Source organism: Actinocorallia sp. A-T 12471 (assembly GCF_033875155.1).
GTDB lineage: Bacteria > Actinomycetota > Actinomycetes > Streptosporangiales > Streptosporangiaceae > Actinocorallia.
In genome coordinates this window covers 609,669-633,167 of record NZ_JAWZTE010000002.1, presented here as the reverse complement: position 1 = coordinate 633,167, position 23,499 = coordinate 609,669, and the positions used below count along the sequence as shown (strand labels likewise).

At 71.6% G+C, this 23,499-nt stretch carries 27 protein-coding genes; 16 read left to right on the top strand and 11 right to left on the bottom strand.

The window, feature by feature from the left end; translation table 11 throughout:
* Positions 1–21: 21 nt before the first annotated feature.
* The 3 genes from R9X44_RS08005 to R9X44_RS07995 form a co-directional block, all read right to left on the bottom strand.
* Positions 22–606, bottom strand: coding sequence for a hypothetical protein (locus R9X44_RS08005; RefSeq protein WP_319813356.1), 585 nt, complete (start codon positions 604–606; stop codon positions 22–24).
* A gap of 92 nt (positions 607–698) precedes the next feature.
* On the bottom strand, positions 699–1,943 hold the full coding sequence (locus R9X44_RS08000; RefSeq protein WP_319813355.1) for a ribonuclease D: 1,245 nt from the start codon (positions 1,941–1,943) through the stop codon (positions 699–701).
* A gap of 4 nt (positions 1,944–1,947) precedes the next feature.
* Positions 1,948–2,508: a DUF3000 domain-containing protein gene (locus R9X44_RS07995; RefSeq protein WP_319813354.1), complete on the bottom strand. Its 561-nt coding sequence runs from the start codon at positions 2,506–2,508 to the stop codon at positions 1,948–1,950.
* A 280-nt stretch (positions 2,509–2,788) separates the two neighbouring features.
* Here R9X44_RS07995 and hemE point away from each other — a divergent pair, with 280 nt between their 5' ends.
* The 5 genes from hemE to R9X44_RS07970 all read left to right on the top strand — a co-directional run bounded on the left by hemE (position 2,789) and on the right by R9X44_RS07970 (position 6,991).
* The gene (hemE, locus tag R9X44_RS07990) at positions 2,789–3,814 is read left to right on the top strand and encodes a uroporphyrinogen decarboxylase (protein WP_319813353.1); all 1,026 of its coding nucleotides are present in this window, start codon (positions 2,789–2,791) and stop codon (positions 3,812–3,814) included.
* Between the two features lie 124 nt (positions 3,815–3,938).
* Positions 3,939–4,235 carry a hypothetical protein gene (locus tag R9X44_RS07985; RefSeq protein WP_319813352.1) on the top strand — a complete coding sequence of 99 codons (297 nt, stop codon included), beginning with the start codon at positions 3,939–3,941 and terminating at the stop codon, positions 4,233–4,235.
* Positions 4,236–4,244: 9 nt separating this feature from the next.
* The gene (locus tag R9X44_RS07980; RefSeq protein WP_319813351.1) at positions 4,245–5,627 is read left to right on the top strand and encodes a HAMP domain-containing sensor histidine kinase; all 1,383 of its coding nucleotides are present in this window, start codon (positions 4,245–4,247) and stop codon (positions 5,625–5,627) included.
* A complete protein-coding gene (locus R9X44_RS07975) occupies positions 5,605–6,285 on the top strand; it encodes a response regulator transcription factor (RefSeq protein ID WP_319813350.1) in 681 nt (226 codons plus the stop codon). The genes R9X44_RS07980 and R9X44_RS07975 overlap by 23 nt, the downstream gene beginning before the upstream one ends.
* A 115-nt stretch (positions 6,286–6,400) precedes the next feature.
* Positions 6,401–6,991, top strand: coding sequence for a hypothetical protein (locus tag R9X44_RS07970; protein ID WP_319813349.1), 591 nt, complete (start codon positions 6,401–6,403; stop codon positions 6,989–6,991).
* 4 nt (positions 6,992–6,995) lie between these two features.
* On the opposite strand, the gene R9X44_RS07965 is transcribed toward R9X44_RS07970, so the two are convergent.
* Positions 6,996–7,478, bottom strand: a complete 483-nt coding sequence (locus R9X44_RS07965; RefSeq protein ID WP_319813348.1) for a MarR family winged helix-turn-helix transcriptional regulator — start codon at positions 7,476–7,478, stop codon at positions 6,996–6,998.
* Between the two features lie 57 nt (positions 7,479–7,535).
* On the opposite strand from R9X44_RS07965, the gene R9X44_RS07960 reads away from it, so the two are divergent.
* Entirely contained in the window at positions 7,536–8,330 is a 795-nt protein-coding gene (locus R9X44_RS07960) for an alpha/beta fold hydrolase (protein WP_319813347.1), read from the top strand.
* A gap of 1 nt (position 8,331) precedes the next feature.
* Here the strand turns inward: R9X44_RS07960 and R9X44_RS07955 are convergent, their stop codons facing one another.
* Positions 8,332–9,189, bottom strand: coding sequence for a helix-turn-helix transcriptional regulator (locus tag R9X44_RS07955; RefSeq protein WP_319813346.1), 858 nt, complete (start codon positions 9,187–9,189; stop codon positions 8,332–8,334).
* A gap of 102 nt (positions 9,190–9,291) precedes the next feature.
* Between R9X44_RS07955 and R9X44_RS07950 the strand changes: the two genes are divergently transcribed.
* The 3 genes from R9X44_RS07950 (at position 9,292) to hemQ (ending at position 12,101) form a co-directional block, all read left to right on the top strand.
* A complete protein-coding gene (locus R9X44_RS07950; RefSeq protein WP_319813345.1) occupies positions 9,292–9,885 on the top strand; it encodes an NAD(P)H-dependent oxidoreductase in 594 nt (197 codons plus the stop codon).
* Positions 9,886–10,005: 120 nt separating this feature from the next.
* A complete protein-coding gene (hemG, locus tag R9X44_RS07945) occupies positions 10,006–11,412 on the top strand; it encodes a protoporphyrinogen oxidase (RefSeq protein ID WP_319813344.1) in 1,407 nt (468 codons plus the stop codon).
* A 47-nt stretch (positions 11,413–11,459) separates the two neighbouring features.
* On the top strand, positions 11,460–12,101 hold the full coding sequence (gene hemQ, locus R9X44_RS07940) for a hydrogen peroxide-dependent heme synthase (RefSeq protein WP_319813584.1): 642 nt from the start codon (positions 11,460–11,462) through the stop codon (positions 12,099–12,101).
* Positions 12,102–12,133: 32 nt separating this feature from the next.
* Here the strand turns inward: hemQ and R9X44_RS07935 are convergent, their stop codons facing one another.
* Positions 12,134–12,574 carry a nitroreductase/quinone reductase family protein gene (locus R9X44_RS07935; RefSeq protein WP_319813343.1) on the bottom strand — a complete coding sequence of 147 codons (441 nt, stop codon included), beginning with the start codon at positions 12,572–12,574 and terminating at the stop codon, positions 12,134–12,136.
* A gap of 114 nt (positions 12,575–12,688) precedes the next feature.
* Here R9X44_RS07935 and R9X44_RS07930 point away from each other — a divergent pair, with 114 nt between their 5' ends.
* The gene (locus R9X44_RS07930; protein WP_319813342.1) at positions 12,689–13,369 is read left to right on the top strand and encodes a TetR/AcrR family transcriptional regulator; all 681 of its coding nucleotides are present in this window, start codon (positions 12,689–12,691) and stop codon (positions 13,367–13,369) included.
* Positions 13,370–13,375: 6 nt separating this feature from the next.
* Here R9X44_RS07930 and R9X44_RS07925 read toward each other — a convergent pair whose 3' ends face one another.
* Complete coding sequence (locus R9X44_RS07925; protein WP_319813341.1) at positions 13,376–14,041, bottom strand: VanZ family protein; 666 nt, start codon at positions 14,039–14,041, stop codon at positions 13,376–13,378.
* Positions 14,042–14,148: 107 nt separating this feature from the next.
* Positions 14,149–14,547 carry a peptide-methionine (R)-S-oxide reductase MsrB gene (gene msrB, locus R9X44_RS07920; protein ID WP_319813340.1) on the bottom strand — a complete coding sequence of 133 codons (399 nt, stop codon included), beginning with the start codon at positions 14,545–14,547 and terminating at the stop codon, positions 14,149–14,151.
* A gap of 104 nt (positions 14,548–14,651) precedes the next feature.
* On the opposite strand from msrB, the gene ligD reads away from it, so the two are divergent.
* The gene (gene ligD, locus R9X44_RS07915) at positions 14,652–15,710 is read left to right on the top strand and encodes a non-homologous end-joining DNA ligase (protein WP_319813339.1); all 1,059 of its coding nucleotides are present in this window, start codon (positions 14,652–14,654) and stop codon (positions 15,708–15,710) included.
* Positions 15,711–15,787: 77 nt separating this feature from the next.
* The gene (locus R9X44_RS07910) at positions 15,788–17,056 is read left to right on the top strand and encodes an NAD(P)/FAD-dependent oxidoreductase (protein ID WP_319813338.1); all 1,269 of its coding nucleotides are present in this window, start codon (positions 15,788–15,790) and stop codon (positions 17,054–17,056) included.
* A gap of 49 nt (positions 17,057–17,105) precedes the next feature.
* Here the strand turns inward: R9X44_RS07910 and R9X44_RS07905 are convergent, their stop codons facing one another.
* The 3 genes from R9X44_RS07905 to R9X44_RS07895 all read right to left on the bottom strand — a co-directional run bounded on the left by R9X44_RS07905 (position 17,106) and on the right by R9X44_RS07895 (position 20,246).
* Positions 17,106–18,551, bottom strand: coding sequence for an aldehyde dehydrogenase family protein (locus R9X44_RS07905; RefSeq protein ID WP_319813337.1), 1,446 nt, complete (start codon positions 18,549–18,551; stop codon positions 17,106–17,108).
* Between the two features lie 88 nt (positions 18,552–18,639).
* Positions 18,640–19,125 (bottom strand): hypothetical protein, encoded by a 486-nt coding sequence (locus R9X44_RS07900; RefSeq protein WP_319813336.1) that lies wholly within the window; start codon positions 19,123–19,125, stop codon positions 18,640–18,642.
* 65 nt (positions 19,126–19,190) lie between these two features.
* Entirely contained in the window at positions 19,191–20,246 is a 1,056-nt protein-coding gene (locus R9X44_RS07895) for an ATP-dependent DNA ligase (protein WP_319813335.1), read from the bottom strand.
* A 22-nt stretch (positions 20,247–20,268) separates the two neighbouring features.
* Between R9X44_RS07895 and R9X44_RS07890 the strand changes: the two genes are divergently transcribed.
* The 4 genes from R9X44_RS07890 to R9X44_RS07875 all read left to right on the top strand — a co-directional run bounded on the left by R9X44_RS07890 (position 20,269) and on the right by R9X44_RS07875 (position 23,359).
* A complete protein-coding gene (locus tag R9X44_RS07890) occupies positions 20,269–20,976 on the top strand; it encodes a dihydrofolate reductase family protein (RefSeq protein ID WP_319813334.1) in 708 nt (235 codons plus the stop codon).
* 156 nt (positions 20,977–21,132) lie between these two features.
* Entirely contained in the window at positions 21,133–22,086 is a 954-nt protein-coding gene (locus R9X44_RS07885; RefSeq protein ID WP_319813333.1) for a peptidoglycan-binding domain-containing protein, read from the top strand.
* A gap of 110 nt (positions 22,087–22,196) precedes the next feature.
* Complete coding sequence (locus R9X44_RS07880) at positions 22,197–22,724, top strand: SigE family RNA polymerase sigma factor (RefSeq protein ID WP_319813332.1); 528 nt, start codon at positions 22,197–22,199, stop codon at positions 22,722–22,724.
* Positions 22,721–23,359 (top strand): hypothetical protein, encoded by a 639-nt coding sequence (locus R9X44_RS07875; RefSeq protein ID WP_319813331.1) that lies wholly within the window; start codon positions 22,721–22,723, stop codon positions 23,357–23,359. The genes R9X44_RS07880 and R9X44_RS07875 overlap by 4 nt, the downstream gene beginning before the upstream one ends.
* Positions 23,360–23,499: the final 140 nt, after the last annotated feature.

The following is a 23,499-nucleotide window of genomic DNA, read 5'->3' as shown; positions in this document are numbered from 1 at the left end:
GGGAAAGGACGGTGTGGGGCGTCAAAGGTGGTGGAGGGGCGCGAAGAAGGCGGCCCAGGTGGGCGGGAGGCGGTCGAGGGCGGCCGCGAGGTAGTGCTGGACAAGGAGCCAGGCTTCGGGGTGCGCGGCCCTTCCTTCGGCGCGCACGAGGCGCAGGCACTCGTCGACGCACTCGGCGACGTCGCCGGGGTCGCGGCCGAGCCGTGCCAGCAGCGGCGCGGCCTCGGGCGGGAGGGCGAAGCCGCGATCCTCGTGGCCCAGCGCGCTGTCCAGCAGGTAGAGCAGGTGGCCGCCAGGCGCGGGCAGGGCGGCCATGCCCTCGGTGGTGAACGCGCACGCCTCAGGCGGCGCGAGGTTCGAGGACTCCGCCGCGAGGCCGACGAGTTCGGCCCAGTAGGCCGCGTCGTGCGCGCCGGTCCGCTGGCGCAGGTGCTCGGCGGCGAACCGCGCCATCGCGCCGGGATCCTCGATCAGCGGCGACACCACGAGATCGTCGGAATAGTCGTATCCGAAGTACAGGCGCCGGCCGTCGAGCGTGATCGACTCGATGCCCGCGATGTGGCCGACCCGCCCGGCGAGGGGAGCCGGAATGCTTTTCTGTTCCATGCCCGCGACACTAACCCGCACCGGTGACATTCCGCTGAGCCCGGGTCACAGCCTGTGGATAACTCTTTTCCGCGCCGGGCGGACCGATCGCGTCAGGCCAGTTCGCCCTTGGTCTCCAGGCGGGTCCAGGCTTTGGCCACCGGCACCGACACCAGCGCCGCCTGCCACGGCCGCGCGCCGAGCCGGCGCAGCTCGGCGCGGATCGCCTCGGGGGTCGCCTGCTCCGGCGGCGACCAGCACAGCCGCCGCACGAAGTCGGGCTGCACGAGGTTCTCGCTCGGCAGGTTGTGCGCGTCGGCCAGCGCCGCGACGACCGTGCGCGCCGCGGAGAGCCGCGCCGCGGCCTCGGGGTCGCGCTCGGCCCAGCGGTGCGCGGGCGGCGGCCCGTCGCCGGGAAGGTTCTGCTCGGGCAAGGCGGCCTCGGGCAGCTGCCGCCCCTTGGAGACCGCGCGCAGCCACTGGGTGGTGTACCGGCGCGCGTTGCGGCCCTTGACGGCCGCGATCGTGAACAGCTCGGCCATCGTGCGCGGCTGCGCCACCGCCATCTCGACGATCGCGGTGTCCGGCAGCACCCGGCCGGGGGACAGGTCGAGCTCCTGGGCGATGCGCTCGCGCGTCTCCCACACCTCGCGCACGACCGCCAGCGCGCGCCGGTTGCGCACCCGGTGGATGCCCGACGTACGCCGCCACGGGTCGGTCCTCGGCTGCTTGGGCGGGGCCGAGGCGATCGCGTCGAACTCCTGCAACGCCCACTCGAGCTTGCCCGCCTCGATCAGCTCGGCGTGCAGCGCGTCCCGCAGCTCCACGAGCAGCTCGACGTCCAGGGCCGCATAACGCAGCCAATCCGTCGGAAGGGGACGGGTCGACCAGTCGGCCGCCGAATGCCCCTTCTCCAGGCTGTAGCCGAGCACCGTCTCGACCATCGCGCCGAGGCCGACCCGGGGGTAGCCGAGCAGCCGTCCCGCCAGCTCGGTGTCGAACAGCCTGCGCGGCACGAGGCCGAGTTCGGACAGGCAGGGCAGGTCCTGGTTGGCCGCGTGCAGCACCATCTCGCTGTCGGCGAGCGCGCGGTTGAGGTCGTTGAGGTTCGGGCACGCGACCGGGTCGATCAGCGCGGTGCCCGCCCCTCGGCGGCGCAGCTGGACGAGGTAGGCGCGCTGGCCGTACCGATAGCCGGAAGCGCGCTCGGCGTCCACGGCCACCGGGCCGGAACCTGACGCGAACGCCTCGATGACCCGGTCGAGCCCCGCGTCGTCGGCGACGACGGGCGGGATGCCCTCACGCGGCTCCAGGAGCGGCGATGACGCCGTGCCTCCCGTTTCCCCACCTGCTTCCACTCAGCTACCGTACGTCCTTCAGATCGCGGACCCCGCGCGGGGGGAGCCCGGCCGCCATGCACATCACCTCGGTCCAGGCCCGCACGTGCGCGCGCAGATCAGTCCCGGCGGGTGACCATGATGCCCTGAGTTCGAGCTCCGTGGTGGCCGGTTCGTCCTCCTTGCCCCCGAAACTCTCGCTGACGGCACGGGTGATCGTCCCCGATTCGGCGGCGTAACCCGCCTCATCCAGGGCCTCGATCAGCCAGCTCCACGCGACCGAGCCGATCAGCGGATCGTCGGCGATCTCTGGCTCGAGGTCGGCGCGGATGTAGGCGACGAGCCGGTACTGGCCGTCCCAGCCGGGTCTGCCCTGCGGGTCGTGCAGCAGGATCAGGCGTCCGACGGCGAGTTCGACGTCGTCGCGGACGACCGCCGCCGACAGCGCCGCGGAGAACGGCGCGAGCCGCTGCGGCGCGGGCATCTCCTCGAACTCCAGCTCGGGGCGCTCGGGATCGCCCGTCAGCGCCTCGTTGAGGGTGTCCAGGGCCTCCCGATAGCCGGGCGCCGGATGAGGGGGTGTCATCTCCCGAGAGTAGATCTCCGGTCGCGGACGGCGGGGGGTTGCCACGCCGACGCGACCACGGGCGGTGGTGCGGGGGGTTTGAGGCACCGGTGACCTCTGCTCGTCCGTGAGCTGATCGCTCGTCTTGCGATGTCGATAATTAACGAAAATGCCAGCGGCTCCGGTGATCTTGTGGGACATCGCCCGGCGTGTCACGAAAATCTCGTGGGGGAATCTCGCGGGGCACGCCCGAACGGCACCCCAGGACACCGTGAACGCCAAAGCATGGGACCATCTGTACATGCCCGCTGAAGACCCGGTGTTCCTCCGCGCCTGCCGCCGCGAGCCCGTCTCCCACACGCCCGTGTGGTTCATGCGCCAGGCCGGTCGCTCGCTCCCCGAGTACCTGCGGGTACGCGAGGGGATTCCCATGCTGGAGTCCTGCGCGAACCCCGACCTCATCGTGGAGATCACGCTCCAGCCGGTCCGCAGGTACGCGATCGACGCGGCGATCTTCTTCAGCGACATCGTCGTGCCGCTCAAGGCCATCGGCATCGACCTCGACATCAAGCCGGGCGTCGGCCCCGTCATCGCCGACCCGATCCGGGACAAGGACGCCGTCTCCCGGCTCCGTCCCCTCACCTCCGACGACATCCCCTACGTGACCGAGGCGGTCAAGGGCCTTGTCGCCGAGTTGGGCGACATCCCCCTGATCGGCTTCGCCGGGGCGCCCTTCACGCTCGCGTCCTACCTCATCGAGGGCGGGCCGTCGAAGAACCACGACCGCACCAAGGCCCTCATGTACGGCGAGCCGGACATCTGGCAGTCCCTGATGAGCGCCCTCACCGAGATCACCATCGGCTTCCTGCGCACCCAGGTGGCGGCCGGGGCCAGGGCGATCCAGCTGTTCGACAGCTGGGTCGGCGCGGTCGCGCCCGACGACTACGTCCGTTACGTCATGCCGTACAGCGAGCAGATCTTCGCCGCCATGGCCGATGTGCCGCGCATCCACTTCGGCGTCGGGACCGGTGAGCTGCTCGGGCTGATGGGCGAGGCCGGCGCGGACGTCGTCGGCGTCGACTGGCGCGTCCCGCTCGACGAGGCGGCCCGCAGGGTCGGGCCGGGCAAGGCGCTCCAGGGCAACCTCGACCCTTCGATCCTGCTCGCGCCCTGGGAGGTCGTGGAGCCGCGCGCCCGCCAGGTCCTGGAGCAGGGACGGGTCGCCGAGGGCCACATCTTCAACCTGGGCCACGGCGTCCTGCCCGCCACCAACCCCGACCAGCTCGCGCGTCTTGCCGACCTCGTCCATGAGGTCTCCGCGCGTTAGAAACCTTCGGAAGGGCGGCGTCTTGCGGGACGCCGCCCTTCGGCGTTCGTGCGCGAGTCGCGGATGAGAGCATTCTCATCGCCGTACGGCCCTGCCGTACCGCCGGGTTGCCTACTTTGGGCGCATGAGATCCCGTGGGCCGCTGCTCGCCGTGACCGGGGCCGTGGTGGTCACCCTGGGGGCGGTGTACGCCTTCGTCATGGCCGCGCGCGTCACGCCGCCGTCCCTCGGGCCCCAGGTCGTGGTGACGGCGACGCCGTCGCCCGCCGTCTCCGACACCGACGAGCCGGACGTGGCCGACCCCGTGACGCCCGCGCCGCCCCGCGACGCCGACGACCACTCTGACGACACCTCCGACGACGGCTGGGACGACTCGAACCACGGCGACGACTCGGGCCAGGATGACGATGATGACGACTGAGGCGGCCCGGTGAGCGCCCACACCCGCATCGTCGCCTGGGTGCTGCTGGTCGTCGCGCTCGCCCTCACCGTCGCCGGATCGGCCACCTGGTCGCTGCTGGTGGGCAGGCTCGACGCCAGGGTGGGCGCGGAACTGGCCAACGAGGCCGAGAAGCTCCGCGCGTTCGCCAAGCGCGCGGGCCCCGCGACCGACGTGCGCGGCCTCCTGCGGGACTACCTGGGCACGATGACGCCGGACACGTACGAGACGTACTTCAGCGTCGTGAACGGCAAGGTCGACCAGTACAGCGTGGTGCGGTCCGACGAGCGGCTCCACCTCAACAAGGAGCTCGTCGCCGCGGCGTCGGCCGCGCAGGAGCCCTCGACGGGCTGGGCGTCCAGCGACGCGGGACAAGTCCGGTACCTCGTGATGCCGGTACGCGTCACCGGGGACGACCGCAAGGCGGCGTTCGTCGTCGGGGTCTTCTACGACGAGCAGAGGCGCGAGGTCACCGACGTCATGCGGTCGTTCGCGCTCACGTCGGCGCTCGCCGTCGCCGTGGCGGGCGCGGCGGGGTGGCTCGTCGCCGGACGTGTCCTCGCGCCGGTCCGGCTCGTGCGCAAGACCGCCGAGCGGATCAGCGACTCCGCCGACCTGACCCGTCGCCTCGACGTCCCCGGCGATGACGACATCTCCGCCCTCGCCGGGACGTTCAACCGCATGCTGGACAGGCTGGAGCGCGCCTTCGCGATCCAGCGCGAGTTCCTTGACGACGCCGGGCACGAGCTGCGCACGCCCCTCACGGTCGTGCGCGGCCACCTTGAGCTGATGGGGGAGGAGGACCGTGAGGAGACCGTCGCGCTCGTCCTCGACGAGCTCGAGCGCATGAACCGGATCGTTGACGACCTGCTGCTGCTCGCACGCTCCGAGCAGCCGGGGTTCCTCGACGTCGGCGAGGTCGCGGTCGCCGAGCTGACCGTCGACGTCCTCGCCAAGGTCCGCACGCTCGCCGACCGGACATGGCGGCTTGACGAGGTCGCCGACACCCACGTTCTCGCCGACGGGCAGCGGCTCACCCAGGCGCTCGTCCAGTTCGTCGCCAACGCGGTCCGGCACACGCGGGACGGCGGGCGGATCTCCGTTGGGTCGGCGCTGCGCGGGCAGCGGCTCGAGCTGTGGGTCCGCGACGACGGCCCCGGCGTGCCCGCCGACCAGCGCGCGCGGATCTTCGAGCGCTTCGTGCACGGCGCGCAGACCGGGACCGGCCTCGGCCTGGCGATCGTCGCCAACATCGCGGCGGCGCACGGCGGCCGCGCCGAAGTCCGCGACGCCCCCGAAGGCGGCGCGGTCTTCCTGATCAGCATCCCTGCCTACCGGACGGGCGAACCTGGTGAACCGCATTCTGATCGCTGAGGACGAAGCACGCATCGCGTCCTTCCTGGACAAAGGACTCCGTCGGCACGGTTTTGTCACGACGGTCGTGGAGGACGGGGTGAGCGCCTACGAGATGGGACTCACCGGACAGTTCGACCTGCTCGTCCTCGACCTCGGACTACCCGGCCGTGACGGCCTGACCGTCCTGCGGATGCTGCGGGAGGCGCGCATGACGCTGCCCGTCGTCATCCTCACCGCGCGCGGCGGCGTCGCCGACACCGTCGTCGGGCTGGAGAGCGGCGCGGACGACTACCTCGCCAAGCCGTTCGCGTTCGAGGAGCTGCTCGCCCGCATCCGGCTGAGGCTGCGCCCCGAGCGCGCCCCGGAGGCGACTGTCCTGACCGTCGGCGACCTGGCGCTCGACCTGCGCACCCGCCGTGCGCGCGCGGGCGGGCGGACGGTGGAGCTGTCGAGCCGCGAGTTCGCTCTCGCGGAGTTCCTGTGCAGGCACCCCGACCAGGTCCTCACCCGCGAGCAGCTGCTCAGCCATGTGTGGGGCTTCGACTTCGACCCCGGCAGCAACGTCGTTGACGTGTACATCCGCTATCTGCGCCGCAAACTCGGCCAGGACCGCATCGAGACCATCCGGGGCACCGGGTACCGCCTGCGCGCGCTGGGCCCCGAGACGCCCTCCTAGCGGCCCGGGCGGCCGGATGAGAGCCCTCTCATCCCCGTCTCATCCCCGCTCCACGCCCCGCCCTGACCCTGGAACCCGGCCCGGACGGCCCGGGCCGCGACCCAGGGAGCCCGCAGTGCCCCTCCTGCTCCACCGCACCCTCCTCGTCCTCCTCTTCACCTTCGCCTTCACCGCCGTTCCGGCCCTCGCCCCCGGTTCCTCGCCCGTCCTCCCATCCACTGCCGCCGCGTACGCCGCAGCAGACGAGGACGACGAGGATGAGGATGAGGACGAGGAGGACGACGACGATGACGATGACTCGGACGACGACAGCGATGATCGTGACGACGACGACAAGGGCGACCGCCCCACCGCGACCCCCCGTCCCTCCACGAACGGCACAAAACCCCCCAGCGCGTCGCCCACAAGGAACCCGGGCGTAACGCCAACCGCCAAACCCGCCGCAACCCCCCAACGCACACCCGACGACGACGCCCCCACGGCCTCCCCCGAAGACTCCCAACACCAGGACGACCGCGACGACCGGAGCACCGAGACAGTCCCGGCCGTCACTCACAACCAGACCCCGCTCGGCGGCGTCGACGTCGGCACCGAGGGCTCCTTCGACTTCACCAGCCCGGGCGTCCTCATCCCCCTCGTCGCGAGCCTCTCCCTGGCCGCCACCGCCGCCGTGGTCTTCCTCCGCCGCTTCACCGGAACCTCTTGACCTCCTAGGACTCCGTCGGCGGCCGGGGGTCCTCGAGGAAGTCCAGGAGACGGGTGAGGACGCGGACGCAGCCGTCGAGGTCGGCGGCGGTGAGGTCGCCGCCGACGGCGGCGAGCATCGTCTGCTCGCGGGCCAGGAGGGAGGCGATGGCCAGGGAGCCCTCGGGGGTGAGGTGGACGAGGGACGAGCGCTTGTGGGCGGGGTTCGGCGCGAACCGGACGAGCGCGCGGGCTGCCGCGTCGTTGGCCATCCGCTGGACGAACTGGCGGCTGAGCGCGAGTTCCCCGGCCATCCGGGGGACGGTGAGCGGGCCGCGCTCGTGGAGCAGGGTCAGGACGGCCCGGACCCCGACGGACAGGTCATCCTCCGGGAGGTAGTGCTCGACCCTGCGCTGGGCGCGCCGGTAGACCGGGCCGACGAGGTCGAACACCTCGGCGAGGCGGGCCGCGAGCACGTCTGGCGGCAGGGGAGGTTCACTTTCGTTCACCGGACCATGATGACACCTGGGTTGTCATTTGCCGCAAAAAATGACACCTTGGTTGTCATGATGGAGAGCGCGATCACCCAGGACCTCTACTGGACCGAGTCGGGCGCGGGCGAGCCCGTCTTCCTGCTGCACGGCGGCTTCCTCGACCACCGGATGTGGGACGGCCAGGTCCCGGCGCTCGCCGCCGACCACCGCGTCATCGCACCAGACGCAAGGGGGCACGGGCGCTCGGCGAACGCGTCCGGGCCGTTCCGGCACGTTGACGACGTCGCGGCGTTGGCGTGCCGCCTGGGGACGGGCCCCGCGGTGTTCGTCGGGGTCTCGATGGGCGCGAGCACCGCGGTCGACCTCGCCCTGGAGTATCCGGAGCTGGTGAAGGCCGTGGTCGTGAGCGGTGCGGGCACGAGCGAGCCCGCCTTCGCCGACCCGTGGACGCTCGGTGTGCTGGGCCGCTGGCATGCCGCGATGTCCGTCGGCGATCTGGACGGCTCGGTCGAGGCGTTCCTGTCCTTCGCGGCGGGACCGCACAGGCGGCTCGACGCGCTCGACCCCGCCGTCGTGGGGCGGCTGCGCACGATGGCCCTCGGCACGATGTCCAAGCACACGCCAGGCGAGCCCGACTACCTTCGTCCCGTACACGACACATGGACGCGCGTCGCGGGGATCGCCGTACCCGTCCTCGCCCTGTCCGGCGCTCTCGACTCGCCAGACCACCTCGCGATGTCCGACAGGCTCATCGCCGCGGTCCCCGACGGCCGCTCCCACCCGATCCCCGACGCCGCCCACTACCCCAACCTCGAGCACCCCGCCCTCTTCACCGACCTCCTGCGCGCCTACCTGGCCTCCCTGTGACCTAGGCGGAGCGGGAGTGGGTGGGCAGAGGGAGGAGGGTGCCCTTGCCGACGAGGTGGTTGAGGGAGTGCTCGGTGGGCGCGTCGGCGGGCAGGTGGATGAGGACGCGGTGGTCCTCGGAGGCGAGGGTCTCCATGTGCAGGCGGAGGGGACCGGCTTCCGGGTGGCGGACCGTGGCGACGGTGGGCCGGGGCAGGGAGAGGGGGGCGGGGCGGAAGCGGTCGGAGAAGGCCGCCCCGGCGAGGACGGTGAGGTCCTCGGCGAGGGCGTTGAGGTGGGTGTCGTCGGGGGAGGAGGCCATGCGGACGGCGGAGAGCTCGGCGTCGGCGTGGGCGTCCCAGTCGGGGAGCGCGGCGCGGGCGCGCGGGTCGGTGAAGATCCAGGTCAGCAGGTTCGGTTCTGCGCCGTCGAGGATGCCGAGGGGGCGGGCGTACCGCTCGTAGGCGACGGTGTGGGCGAGCACGTCGCTGATCCGGTTGAGCAGGACGGCAGGGGTGGGCTCGAGGCTGCGCAGGATGGCGAGGAGGGCCGGGCGCACCTCCCGCGCGGGCGGGTCGGAGGCCGCGCACGGCGCGGGGTCCCCGTTGACGGCCTTGGCGGCGAACCGCAGGTAGGTGCGTTCGTCGCGGTCGAGGCGGAGGGCATCGGCGAGCGCGCCGAGGATCTGCGACGACGGGTTGCGGTCGCGTCCCTGCTCAAGGCGGGTGAGGTACTCGACGCTCACGCCCGCGAGCATCGCCAGTTCCGAGCGGCGCAGCCCGGGGGTGCGGCGGCGCGGCCCGGTGGGGAGCCCGACGGCCTCCGGGGTGAGGAGTTCGCGCCGTTCCCGGAGGAACACGCCGAGTTGGTTGTCGCCCATAAGGGGAATTTACCGGGAGGTGAGGCGGCCTAGCGTGGCCCCGCGAGGGCCAGCCTCGGCGCGGTCTCCCTCGGGCCGGGCGCGGGCGGCAGCCTGTTCCCCATGACGACTGATGTTCCTCTCAAGCTCGCGGTGATCATCGGCAGTGTGCGCGAGGGCCGGGTCGGCCCCGTGTTCGCCGAGTGGATCACCGCCCACGCGGCGACCTCGTTCGAGGTCGACGTGATCGACCTCGCCGACCACGCCGACCTGCCGTTGGCGTTCCCGGCCAAGGACGCCGCGCCGTCCGCCGAGATCGTGGCTGCGGTCTCGCGGCTCACGCCCCGGCTGGAGGCGGCCGACGCCTTCGTGGTGGTCACGCCCGAGTACAACCACAGCTACCCGGCGGCGCTGAAGAACCTCGTGGACTGGCACTTCACCCAGTGGCAGGCCAAGCCGGTCGGTTTTGTGTCCTACGGGGGCGTCTCCGGCGGGCTGCGGGCCGTCGAGCACCTGCGCGGCGTGTTCGCGGAGATGCACGCGGTCACGGTCCGCGACCAGGTCTCGTTCGCCGACTACTGGACCCTGTTCGGCGAGGACGGCGGGCTCACGCCTTCCGATGCCGCCGAAGCGGGTGCCAAGGCGCTGCTCGGCCAGCTCGACTGGTGGGCGCGGGCGCTCAGCGAGGCAAGGGCGAGCCGCCCGTACGCCGCGTAAGCGGACTCCTTCTACGCCGCTCAGACAAGACGGCACAGGGGCGATGGTCCTTCCGGACTGACTGTGATCTCACACCGTGGGACGGACGGGCCATCGCCCCGTTTCTGCCATCGTGGAGGGGTGACTGCGAAGCATGTGGTGGTCGTCGGCGGAGGGATCTCCGGGCTCGGCGCGGCCTGGCACTTGAGCCGGGCCGGCCTGCGCGTGACGGTGCTGGAGGGCGGGCCGAGGCTCGGCGGGAAGCTCAGGGTGAGCGAGCTGGCCGGGGTCCCGCTGGACGAGGGCGCGGAGTCGATGCTCGCGCGGCGGCCCGAGGCCGTCGGGCTGGTCGCGGCGCTCGGCCTTGACGGGCTGCTGCGGCATCCGGGCACCGCGTCGTCGGCGATCTACAGCCACGGGGGGCTGAAGCGGTTCCCCGCGGGCCAGGTGATGGGGGTGCCGTCGGATCTGACGGCGCTGGCGCAGTCGGGCGTCCTCGACGCGCAGGGCGTCGCGCGGGCGGCGCTCGACCTGGCGCGCAGGCCGACGCCGCGCGGCTCGGACGTCTCGGTGGCCGACTACGTGGGCGACAGGCTGGGCCGCGAGGTGGTGGACCGGCTTGTGGAGCCGCTGCTCGGCGGCGTGTACGCGGGCCGCGCCGACCTGCTGTCGTTCGAGGCGACGCTGCCGCAGCTCGCCCACGCGAGCCTCGGCCAGCGCTCGCTCGTGCAGGCGGCCAAGGCGATCCAGGAGGCCGCGCCCAAGAACCAGGGACCTGTCTTCGCGACGATGCGGGACGGCATGGGTTCGCTGCCCGTCCTGCTCGGAGACATCCTGCGCAAGGAGGGTGTGGACATCCGCACCGAGGCGATGGCGCAGGAGCTGCGCCGTACGCCAGACGGGTGGCGGGTCGTCCTGGGCCCGAAGACGGCTCCGGTGCCCGTGGAGGCCGACGCCGTCGTCCTGGCGGTCCCCGCGGCTCCGGCGGCGCGCCTGCTCGCGGCCGACGTGCCCGCGGCGGCGGCCGAGCTCGCGGGCGTCGAGTACGCCAGCATGGCGATCATCAGCCTCGCCTACCGCGCCTCGGCCTTCCCGGAGAAACCCACGGGTTCCGGATATCTTGTGCCTTCGGTGGAGAACCGGCGGGTCAAGGCGGTGACGTTCAGCTCGGTGAAATGGCCGCACCTGACCGAGCACGACAGTGACCTCGTGCTGGTCCGCGCGTCGATCGGCAGGTTCGGCGAGGAACGCACGCTCCAGCGGCCCGACGCGGAGCTGAAGGCGGACGCGATGGCCGAGCTCGCCGACGTCTGCGCTGTTAGGGAACTGCCCGTAGAAGCCCGCGTGACGCGCTGGGGAGGCGGCCTCCCGCAGTACAACGTAGGTCACCTCGACAGGATCGCCCGCGTACGCGGCGCGGTAGCGGGACACCCCCGGCTCGCCGTATGCGGCGCGGCCTACGATGGGGTCGGCGTCCCCGCCTGCCTTGCCACCGCCAAGGCGGCGGCCGTACGGATCATCAATCAGCTGAGGGAAGTACAACCGTGACCGACAAGCCCAAGGCCCGCGACCTCAACCAGGTCATCCGCTACACCATGTGGTCGGTGTTCAAGGCGGACGGCCTGCCCGAGGGCGACCGCGGCGCGTTCGCCTCCGAGGTCCAGGACCTCCTCGACGGGTACGCGGCCAAGGACGTCACGACCCGGGGCCTGTACGACGTGGCCGGCCTGCGCGCCGACGCGGACTACATGTTCTGGTGGCACGCGCCGAGCAGCGACGACCTCCAGGAGGTCTACCACCGGTTCCGCCGCACCGAGCTGGGCCGTACCTCGACCCCGGTGTGGTCGAACATGGCGCTGCACCGCCCTGCCGAGTTCAACAAGAGCCACATCCCGGCGTTCCTGGCCGACGAGGAGGCGCGCGCGTACGTGTGCGTGTACCCCTTCGTCCGCTCCTACGAGTGGTACCTGCTGCCGGACGCCGAGCGCCGCCAGATGCTCGCCGAGCACGGCAAGATGGCCCGCGGTTACGCCGACGTGCGCGCCAACACCGTCTCCAGCTTCGCGCTCGGCGACTACGAGTGGATGCTCGCCTTCGAGGCCGACGAACTCCACCGCATCGTCGACCTCATGCGCCACCTGCGCGCCTCCGAGGCCCGCCGCCACGTCCGCGAGGAGGTCCCGTTCTACACGGGCCGCCGCAAGACCGTCGCCGAACTGGTGACCGACCTGCCGTAGCGGTGTCCGGGCGGGCCGGACCACGGCCCGCCCTATCGGGTGGTCAGGCGGAAGACGGGGTAGTCGGGGGCCGCCTTGAGCAGGGCTGCGTCGGTTGAGGTGTGGTCGAGTCCCTCGAAGAAGACGCCGACTTCGAACTTCCAGCGCTTGAGGTAGGCGCGCAGGACGGGGGGCTTGGCGGCGTCGGGGAGTTCGGCGGCGTGGAAGGGCGTGGTGCGCTTGCCGAGGCGGAGTTCGCCGTGGCCGTCGGCGGCGCGGAGGTTGCGGACCCAGTGGGTGTCGCCGCGCGGGGCGACGAGGTAGCGCTCACCGTCGACGGTGAGGGGGTTGACGGGGTTCGTGCGCCACTCGCCGCTCTTACGGCCGCGGACGGCGACGAGCTGCGCGCCGTAGAGGCTGAGCCCGCGCCTGGTGAGCCAGGCGACGCAGGCGTTGAACAGGTTCGCTGAGCGGCCCGCCTCGACATAGCGCATCTGATGTTCTCCTTTGTGAGCAGTGCTCTCGCTTAAGAACAGTGAACATCCGTTGTCCTGGAAAAGCAAGAGCGGTGCTCTCTTTTTCGTGCGGCGCTCTGGCAGACTTGGTCCATGACCGCGATCAGAACCGCCCGCGAGAGGGCGCGCGCCGAGCTGACCAGGGAGATCAAGGAGGAGGCCCGCAGGCAGCTCGCCGAGGTGGGCTCCGCGCAGCTCTCCCTACGGGCGGTCGCGCGCGCGCTGGGCATGGCCTCCTCGGCCGTCTACCGCTACTTCCCCAGCCGTGACGAGCTGCTCACCGCCCTGATCACCGACGCCTACGACTCGCTCGGCGACGCCGTGGAAGCCGCTGACGACCCGGCGGCCGCGCCGCGGGAGCGGTGGTCGTCGCTGTGCGCGGCGGTCCGCTCCTGGGCGATCGAGCGGCCGCACGAGTACGCGCTGCTGTACGGCTCTCCGGTGCCCGGCTACCACGCGCCGCCTCAGACGGTCGCCCCCGGCACCCGGGTCGTCCTGCGCTGCGCGCTGATCGCCCAGGACGCCCGGCCGCTGCGCCCGGCCTTTCCCGGGCCGCTCGACCCCGCGCTCTCGGCCCAGATGGCGGCGGTCGCCGCCGCGACCGGCCTGGAGCTCGCCCCCGAGGAGGCGGCCCGTGTCCTGATCGTGTGGTCCCAGCTGTTCGGGCTCGTCGGCTTCGAGCTGTTCGGCCAGTTCACCGGCAGCGCGGACCCGGCGGGCCCGCTGTTCCGGCACGCGACCGACCAGATGGCCGTCTACCTCGGCCTGCCTTGACGGCCCTCAGGCGCGGCCGAGGAGGCGGTCGGTGAGCGGGGGCTTGCGGCCGTGGATGAGGCGGGCGGCGCGTTGGCCGAGCAGGAGGTAGGCGAGCAGGACGCCGGTGGCGTTGAGGATGATGTCGTCGACGTCGAAGGTGCGGCCGTTGATCGCGTAGTGCTGGACGATCTCGATGCAGAAGGAGAGGAACGCGCCCACGACGGTGAGACGGAGGGGGCCGCGCAGGCTCTTGAAGAGGATCGGGAGCATCACGCCGAGGGGGGCGAGCAGGATGAGGTTGCCGCCGATGGCGTGGACCGCCTCCTTGATGCTGGGGCGGTCGAGGTAGAAGCGCAGGGTCTTGCCCGGCTCGCCGTTGCCGATGGCCCAGCCGTTCGGGTCCGGGACGGGCGTCAGCGTGAACCGGTACGCCCAGTAGGAGAACACCGCGAGGGCGGCGAGGGTGACGACGCCGGTGAGGAACCGGAAGAACCGGCTCAGGAGGCCGCGGCTCTTCTTACGCGGCTTCTGGGGAGGGGCCTGTGGGGGCGTCTCCTTGGGGGTACGCCTGCGCAGCCAGTTCCGTCGGCCGCCTTCGGCCGGTGGCTCGGGGGCCGCCTTAGGGGGCTCGGACCTCACGAACCACGTGGGCCTGCCGAACCTGCCTGTCTTCACCGTCTCGCCGCTCACGAACCGCCTCCCGGAAACGCTCATTCCCGGATAGGTAGTGCGATATTCAATGAACGGGACGGTCAAGGAGTGTCCGGGCCCGGTCAAGGCGGGCCCGGAGCGGGGCGTCAGACCTCTTCGAGGCGCAGGGAGACGCTGTTGATGCAGTACCTGTCGTCGGTCGGCGTCCCGTAGCCCTCGCCGTGGAAGACGTGGCCGAGATGCGAGTCACACGCCGCGCAGAGCACCTCGACGCGGCGCATGCCGAGGGAGTCGTCCTCGCGCAGGATCACCGCGTCGGAGTCGGTCGGCGCGTAGAAGGACGGCCATCCGCAGTGGCTGTCGAACTTGGTCTCCGAGCGGAACAGCTCGGCCCCGCAGGCGCGACAGTGGTAGACGCCGACGGTCTTGGTGTCGGTGTACTCGCCGACGAACGGGCGCTCGGTCCCGGCCTGGCGCAGGACGCGGAACTCCTCGGGCTTGAGGATCGCCCGCCACTCGGCTTCGGTCTTGTGGACTTTCTCCATGTGCGGCACGTTACTTCCCTTCTTGGCCGGAGGGTGGCATCGGGTGCAACCACGGAAGGGTCCCGCGTGTTCCGTGGCGCGGTCGCGGGGGTAGGGCGAGGGGCATGGCCTTTCTCGAACTGCCGGTGGGCGATCGGATCGTTAAGGTCACCAACCCGGACAAGCCGTACTTCCCTCAGGCGGGGCTCACCAAGCTCGACGTCGTGTCCTACTACCTGTCGGTCGGCGAAGGCATCCTGCGCGCCCTGCGGGAGCGGCCCACGACGTTGGAGCGGTGGCCGGGCGGGGTCGTCGAGGGGGCCGTCATGTCGACGCGGGCCGACCCGAGCGGCGGCGACGCGTTCTACCAGAAGCGGATCCCCAAGGGCGCGCCGGAGTATGTGCGGACCGCGAGGATCGACTTCCCGTCGGGGAGGTCGGCCGACGAGGTGTGCCCGACCGAGCTCGCGGTCGTGGCGTGGGCGGCGAACCTCGGCACGATCACGTTCCACCCGTGGCCGGTGCGCGCGTCCGACGTGGACCGCCCCGACGAGCTGCGCATCGACCTCGACCCCCAGCCGGGACGCGACTTCGCCGACACCGTGCGGGTCGCCAGGGAGGCCGTCCGACCCCTCCTTGACGAGCTGGGCATGACCGGGTTCCCCAAGACGTCGGGCGGGCGCGGTCTGCATGTGTACGTCCGGATCGAGCCGCGCTGGTCGTTCACCCAGGTCCGCCGCGCCGCCCTCGCGTTCGGCCGCGAGCTTGAGCGCCGGATGCCCGAGACGGTGACGACGAAGTGGTGGAAGGAGGAGCGCGGCGAGACGGTGTTCGTGGACTACAACCAGAACGCCCGTGACCGCACGATCGCCTCCGCCTACAGCGTCCGCGCCCGCCCTAACGCCCCGGTCTCCGCGCCGCTGCTCTGGGACGAGCTCGCCGACGCCGACCCCGCCGACTTCACCGTCAAGACGATGCCCGCGCGCTTCGCCGAGGTGGGCGACAGGCACGCCGCGATAGACGACGCCGCCTTCTCCCTCGAGACCTTGCTCGACATGGCCGACCGAGACGAGCGCGACCACGGCCTCGGCGACATGCCCTATCCGCCGAACTATCCGAAGATGCCCGGCGAGCCGAAGCGCGTCCAGCCGAGCAAGGCGGTCCATCCCGAACAGACCGGATGAAGCCGGATCAAGCCTTCATGTGGAGTTCGTAACTGTCTGAGGGGAAAGTCGGGGCTTGTGGCGGGTAGGCGGCCGGTATGGAGGACACCGAGGTACTGATCATCGGCGCGGGCATGGCGGGGCTCGCCGCCGCGCGCAGGCTGCACCGGGCCGGACGCCACTTCCTGGTGGTCGAGGCCGCCAACCGGGTGGGCGGCCGCGTCGTGACCGACGTGGTCGACGGGTTCCGGATCGACCGCGGGTTCCAGGTCGTCAACACCGCGTACCCGCGCCTGGCCGCGCTCGTGGACCTCTCCGCGCTGCGGCTCGGGTACTTCCGCGAGGGCGTCCTGGTGCGGCACCGGGGAGACCTGGTCCGCTACGCCCATCCGGTGCGCGACGCGCGCGGCACGCCCGCGATGGCCAAGGACCTCGCAAGGCACCGCATCGGCACGCTCGCCGACCACGCGCGCTTGGCCGGGTTGCTAGCGCGCTACGCGGGGATGCCTGTGTCCCGGCTCCTCGACACCGAGGAGCGCACCGCGGCCGAGGCGCTTTCGTCGCTTTCGCCCGCGATGCTCGACGGGCTCGTCCGCCCCTACCTCGCCGGGGTCTTCGCCGATCCCGACCTCGGGGTGTCCGAACACGTCCTCGCGATGGTCGTCAGGTCGTTCGCGCGCGGCAGGATCGGGCTGCCCGCCGCCGGGATCGCCGCGGTCCCCGAGGCCCTGGCCGCGCCGCTGCCGCGCGGACGGATCAGGTTGGCCCAGCGGGTCGACCGGCTCGACGGGATGACCGCCTGGACGTCCTCAGGGCCGCTGCGGGCCCGCGCGGTGATCGTCGCCACCGATCCGGTGACTGCGGCCCGGCTTGTCCCGGCGGTCGCCGCGCCGCGCATGCTGCCGCTGACGACCGTCTACCACGTCGCGTCGCGGCCGCCGCTGCGCGAACCGGTGCTCGTCGTGGACGGCGACGGCTGGCGGCACGGCGGGGTTCTCAACACGATCGTGGTGAGCAACGCGGTCCCGTCCTACGCGCCCGGGGGCCGCGCGCTCATCGCGACGACCCTCGCCGCGGCGGACGCCGACGAACGCGCGGTCCGGCGTGAGCTGGCCAGGGTCTACGGCACGCCCACGGACGGCTGGGAGCACCTGACGACGGTGCGCATCCCCGACGCGCTTCCCGAGGCCGCGCCGCCGACGCACCGGCTGCGCCGCCCGACCCGGATGACCGAGGGCCTGTACGTGGCGGGCGACCACCGCGACTCCCCGTCGGTCCAGGGCGCGCTCGCCAGCGGCTGGCGGGCCGCCGCGCAGGCCGACGCCGACCTTGCGCGCCAGCACCAGATCGCGTCGACGCACGCGTGACGGGGGAGCGGCCGGGGGAAGGGGGGAGTCCCCCGGCCAGGGGAGTGGCTTACAGGTCGAGGATGACCGACTTCTCCCGGGTGTTCTCCAGCAGCGCGTCGTGGCCGTAGCCGCTGTCGTTCCAGCCGCCGAAGGGCAGCCCGGGGGCGACGCGGCGGAAGGTGTTGACCCAGACGTATCCGGCCTGGATGTCCTGGGCGGCGCGCTGCGCGGTGGCCAGCGACTTGGTCCAGACGCCGGAGGCGAGTCCGTAAGGGGAGTCGTTGGCTATCGCGATCGCTTCTTCGTAGGTGTCGAAGGGCAGCACGACGGCGACGGGCCCGAAGATCTCCTCCTGGCAGACGCGCAGGGAGTTGTCGGAGGTGGCCAGGAGGGTCGGCTCGACCCAGTAGCCGCCTGCGAACTCGTCGGGGACGAGCTCGGCCCCGTGGCGTCCGCCGTACACGAGCTCCGCGCCCTCCTTCTGGCCGAGTTCGATGTAGGACACGACGCGGTCGTACTGCTCGCGGGACACGATCGGGCCCATGGTCGTCTCGGGGGACTGCGGGTCGCCGAGCCTGATCGCGGCCATCCGCTCCTTGACCTTGGCGATGAGCTCGTCGTAGACGGGCCGCTGGACCAGGATGCGTGATCCGGCGAGGCACGCCTGGCCCGCGTTGCCGGTGAAGATCGCGCGGGTGGAGACGCCCTCGGCGGCCTTGTCGAGGTCGGCGTCGGCGAAGACGATGTTGGGCGACTTGCCGCCGAGCTCCAGCGCGAGCGGCTTGAGCGCGTCGGTCGACGCCCTGGTGATGATCTTCGCGGTCTCGGTGGAGCCGGTGAGGCTGACCCTGCCGACGTCGCGGTGCCGGACGAGCCTGTCGCCGACCTCCTCGCCGAGCCCGGACACGATGTTGAGCACGCCCTTGGGCAGCACGTCCTTGAGCAGCTCGGCGAGCCGCAGCATGGAGACGGTCGCCTGCTCGGCGGGCTTGATCACCACGGTGTTGCCCGCGGCGAGCGCGTAGGCGGCCTTGGCGGAGAAGGTCGAGATGGGGGAGTTCCAGGGGATGATCCCGACGACGACGCCGTAAGGCTCGCGCCGCGTGTACCCCATGCTCCCCGGCCCGAAGATCACCGACTTGCCTTCGACGGCCTGGGCGGCCTCGCCAGCGGCGTTCTGCCACAGGTAGGTCATGCCGGGCAGGTCGAGCTTCGACGTCTCGTTGATGATCCGTCCGTTGTCGCGGGTCTCCAGTTCGGCCAGTTCGCGGGCGTTGGCGGTGAAGACCTCGGCGACCTTGCGGAGCATGAAGGCGCGTCCGGCGGCGGGCATGCTCGACCACCTGGGGAACGCCTTCTTGGCGGCGGCGACGGCGTCGTCGGCGTCCTGGGCGGTGCCCTTGGGGACGCGCGCCCAGACCTGCCCGGTGGCCGGGTCGACCGAGTCGAGCGTGTGCTCGGACTGGCGCAGTTCGCCGCCGATCAGGTGCGCGTAGGTCTTGATCTCGGTCATCGGTTCCCTTCCCGTCTAACAGCGCACCAAGCGTACGCTTGTTTGTTGCGGGAAGGGAACCCTCAGGACGTCAGTCGGTGCGCCGCGCTCAGTCGGCGTTCTGCTCGAAGTCCACGACGAGCCAGCCGGCGGCGGGGTGGGCGTCCACCGAGAAATGCGACGCGCCGCCCTCGTAGCGCTGGTAGCAGTCGTAGGCGTGCGAGCTGCCCGCCTCCGCGCCGGACTGGCAGGCGTCGATCCTCGGGGTGGAGGGCGCGGGCAGGGCCCAGAGCTTCTCGACGGTGCGCGGCCCGGCGGCAAGGAGCGCGCCGGGCCTGTCGTCCTCGATCCGCGCCTGGAGCAGCCGCTCGACGGCCTCGGTGGCGTTGGTGAAGCGGATCGTGCCGGGCGAGGAGGTGACGTCGGTCGGCTGGGGCCCGCCCGACTCCTGGATGCCGGCCGCGCCCCCGGCGGCGTCCTGTGACGGCGCGGCGGACGGTGACTCCTCGGCCTTCAGCCCTCCGTCGGTGGAGGCGGTGCATCCGGACAGGGCGAGAGCCAGGGTGGTGAGGGCGACGGGCAGCAGACGGCGCAAGGAACGCTCTTCTCTTTCGCTGGGACGGTCAGCCGTTCTGACGACCCGGCGAGACAAGTGGTTCGTTACCGAAGGATCTCGTCAAGGTCGAAGTCGACCGGGACCTCCAGCTGCTCGTACGTGCACGACTCGGGCGTGCGGTCGGCGCGCCAGCGGCGGAACCGCGCGGTGTGCCGGAAGCGGTCGCCCTCCATGTGCTCGTAGGCGACCTCGCAGACGAGCTCGGGCCGCAGCGCCACCCACGACAGGTCCTTCTTGCCGGTCCAGCGCGACACCGCCCCCGGCATCCTGTCGGCCTCGCCCTGCGCCGCCCATTCCGACCAGGGATGGCCGGAGATGTCCGTCATCCGGTAGGGCTCCAGCTCGGCCACCAGCTCCTCGCGCCGCTTCATGGTGAACGACGCCGCCACGCCGACGTGCCTGAGGCCGCCCTGGCCGTCCCAGAGGCCGAGCAGCAGGGAGCCGACGATCGGGCCGCTCTTGTGCCACCGGAACCCGGCGACGACGCAGTCGGCGGTCCGCTCGTGCTTGACCTTGAACATGAGCCGCTTGTCCGGCGCGTAAGGCAGGTCCGCGCCTTTGGCGATGACGCCGTCGAGCCCCGCTCCCTCGAACTCCGCGAACCAGCGGGTGGCGAGGTCGAAGGACTCGGTGATGGGGCTGAGGTGGACCGGCGGCTGCGCCTCGGCGAGCGCCCGCTCAAGGAGGGGGCGGCGGTCGCGGAACGGGGTCGTCAGGTAGGACTCGTCGCCGAGGGCGAGCACGTCGAAGGCGACGAAGGAGGCGGGCGTCTGCTCGGCGAGCAGCCGCACCCGTGACGCGGCCGGGTGGATGCGCTGGGACAGCGCGTCGAAGTCGAGCCGCGACCCGCGCCGGATGATGATCTCGCCGTCGATCACACAGCGTTCGGGGAACTCGGATCTGACGGTCTCGACAAGGTCGGGGAAGTACCGCGTGAGCGGTTTCTCGCCCCGGCTGGACAGGACGACCTCCTCACCGTCCCGGAAGACGACACAGCGGAAGCCGTCGAACTTCGGCTCGTAGTAAAGGTCTCCCCGCGGCATGGTCTTGACCGCCTTGGCCAGCATCGGCGCGACCGGAGGACTGATCGGCAGGTCCATGCCCCAAGATAACCTGGGGCCTATGAGGCGTCTGCTGCCGGAACCCGAAGAGGGCATCGACCCGTACTACGAGTACGGCGTGGCGGGCGACCTGCTGCGCGTCCACATGGTGGTGAGCGCCGACGGCTCGGCCACCGACGAGGACGGCTGGTCCGACGGCCTGGGCGGCGAGGCCGACTTCCGGGTGTTCCGCGCGCTGCGCGCCCTCGCCGACGGGATCATGGTCGGCGCGTCGACCGTGCGGACCGGCCGGATCAAGCCCGCCAGGCTCACCAAGGAGATGGCGGCGCGGCGGGGCCGTCCGCCCGCGCCGATCGTCGTGGTGAGCAGGTCGCTCGACCTCGACTGGGAGGCCGCCCTGTTCACCGAGGCCGAGACGATCGTCGTCACCTCCGACGGGGCGCACGCGCCCGCTCCGGGCCATGTGAAGGTCGTCTCGGCGGGGGACGGCGACGTGGACCTCAGGCTCGCCGTGCGCCGTCTGCGCGAGGAGCACGGCCTGCGCCACCTCTTGTGCGAGGGCGGCCCCGGGCTCACCACGTCGGTGCTGCGCGAGGACCTCGCCGACGAGCTGTGCCTGAACATCGCGCCGACGCTGCTCGGCACCCCGCACCACACGCGGCTCGTCGGCGACCTCGACGGACGCCGTGACCTGGCGCTGGAAGCCGTCTACGAGGACGAAGGCACCCTCTTCCTCCGCTACCGCCCGGAAGGCGCACGGACCGCCTGATCGCGCGGACCGCTTGACACCGTCACTGCGGAAACAGAGTCTCCGTTACAAACACGGACAACATGTCCATCACAGGCCATTCACTGATCTTGATCTTGAGTGTCCAAAACGGGAATCTCTGATCATCGTTTCCGCACGGTGTCTTAGGAGTTCGTCTTGCGCAACAAGGCAGCAGCCGTCCTTGCCGCCTCATTCCTCACCCTCTCGTTGGCGTCCCCCGCACAGGCCGCGCCGCCGGGGATACCCGACGGCGTCGAGGGGGCGGTCACCGGCGTCATCCCCGGGGTCCAGCTCACCGGGGAGACCGCGCTCCAGCCGCCCTCCGACGTCGCGCCCGACCAGAACGTCAGGGTGGACTCCGCCGAGTTCCACGGCGCGCAGTCCGTGGCCGTCATCCGGGTGGTCGGCGCGATCCGCGAGGTCACGCCGCGCACGGTGCCCGGCAGGCTCGTCAAGTCCGCGAAGGTGAAGCGGGCCAAGGCCGGGACGCGCGACGTGCGCATCGTGGCCAAGGGCCGCCTCACCGGCGCGGTCTGGACCGAGCGGACCGGCGTCAACTACACGGTCGTCCTGCACAACCCGGTGAGCCACGACGACCTGTTGAAGATCGTCAAGGCGCTGCCCGCGGACTCCTCGAAGGTGTCGAACAAGGTGAAGCGGCTCATCGACAAGGCGCCGCCGCCGCGCAGGGAGACCGCCGAGCGCTCGACGTCCAACAAGTTCGTCGACGGCGTCGGCAACTCCACGGACGACTGGGGTGATGAGGCGACGCTCTGCAACGGCTGCGCCTACTCCACGAGCAACTACGTGTGGCTCTGGCAGAAGGTCGTCCACTCCGACGGCATCTCGATCGGCGTCGACTGCATCTTCGGCTCCGGGACGGCCAACGCCACGAAGTCCTGGCAGCGGAAGTGGAACCTGGGCGTCGACGGGATCGTCGGCCCGGCGACCCGGGGCTGGGCGGACGACGGGACCTGGAACGTGTACAACAACGCCGTGTACTACCAGGGCTGGAACTACCTCGTCTGGTTCCAGCGCCTGAGCCAGAACGCCTACTACAACGACCCGGGCACCAAGCGGATGTCCTACACCTCGAGCAACATGTGCTGAGACGGGCACGCGTGAGGTGCCCCCGGTTCCCCAGGGAATCGGGGGCACCCGCGTGACAACCTTCGGGCCTCCCCGGACGTGTACCGGGTGTCGACCGGAGGGAGGGCACGGTGAACGAGACCGAGGCGGAGTTCACGAGCTTCGTCCGCGAGCGCGGCACCGCGCTGACGCGGTTCGCCGCGGCGCTCACCGGCGACCGGCACCAGGCCGAGGACCTGGTCCAGGCGGTGCTCGAGCGGGCGTTCCCCCGGTGGAAGCGGATCGCGCGGCGCGGCGACCCCGAGTGGTATCTGCGGCGCTCGATCGTGAACGCGGCCAAGGACGGCTGGCGGAGCGACACCCGGACGCTGACGGTCCTCGAGCGGGTCGGCGGCGAGGAGCCGGTGACGCTGCCGTTCGACGACTACGTGCGCCGTGACGCCGTGCGGCGCGCGCTGCGCGACCTGTCGCCCGGCCAGCGGACGGTGATCGTGCTGCGGTACTGGGAGGGCCTGACCGAGGCGGAGACCGCCGCGCTGATGGACGTCAGCGTCGGCACGGTCAAGAGCCAGACGCACCGCGCGATGCGGGCGCTGCGCGGCTCGGCCGAGCTGCGGGACGCGCCTCCGGAGAGCGAGATGGCGGGAGGATGGCGATGACCGGCCCCGACGAGTCGGCCGCGCGCCTCGCCGCGCTCGCCGCGCTGGTCCGTGAGAGCGTCGAGGAGGAGGTGCGTGAGGTCGCCGCGCCGCACGACCTCGCCGAACGGGTGCTTGCGCGACGGCGGCGGCCGTGGTCCCTGCGCGGCCTCACGATCCCGCTCGCGGCGGTCGCCACCGCGGCGGCCGTGGTGGCGCTCCCGGTGGGCCTGGGGTTTCCCGGCGACGGGCCCGCGCCGACGCAGACGGCGGCGGTCCCCGGCGACGTGGAGATCGTGGTGGGACCGGACGACCTTCCCGCCGGGATGCGTCCGCAGGAGGCCCCCCAGCCCGAGGCGCAGGGGCAGACCGGCGCTGTTGACGGGCTGGTGAAGCGGCAGTACTACCAGCCCCCGGAAGGTGGCGACGGTGCGATGGTCGAGGTCTACGAGGGCGTGACCGCGCGGGACTTCGCCGAGCTCTACGACCTCAGGTCGCTGGTCTTCGCCGGGTGCGGGTTCAGCGGCCGGTGGGCGCGGAACGCGGTGATCGCGGCGTGTGAGCGGGAAGACGGGTTGCTGGTGGTGGTCAGGATCTCCGGCTCCCGGCAGGAGAAGGCAGCACAGATAGCGGCGAACGTGGAGGTAGTTCGGTGATCGGCAGGATTCACTTCAGCAAGAGCAAGGCCGACAAGGAGAACGAGGAGCGGGACGCGGAGTAGCGGGCGCGGCCCCGGCCTAAAGCCTATCTAACCCATAGGAATTATTGACAATTCCGCGGGTCCGGTGTTCCCATG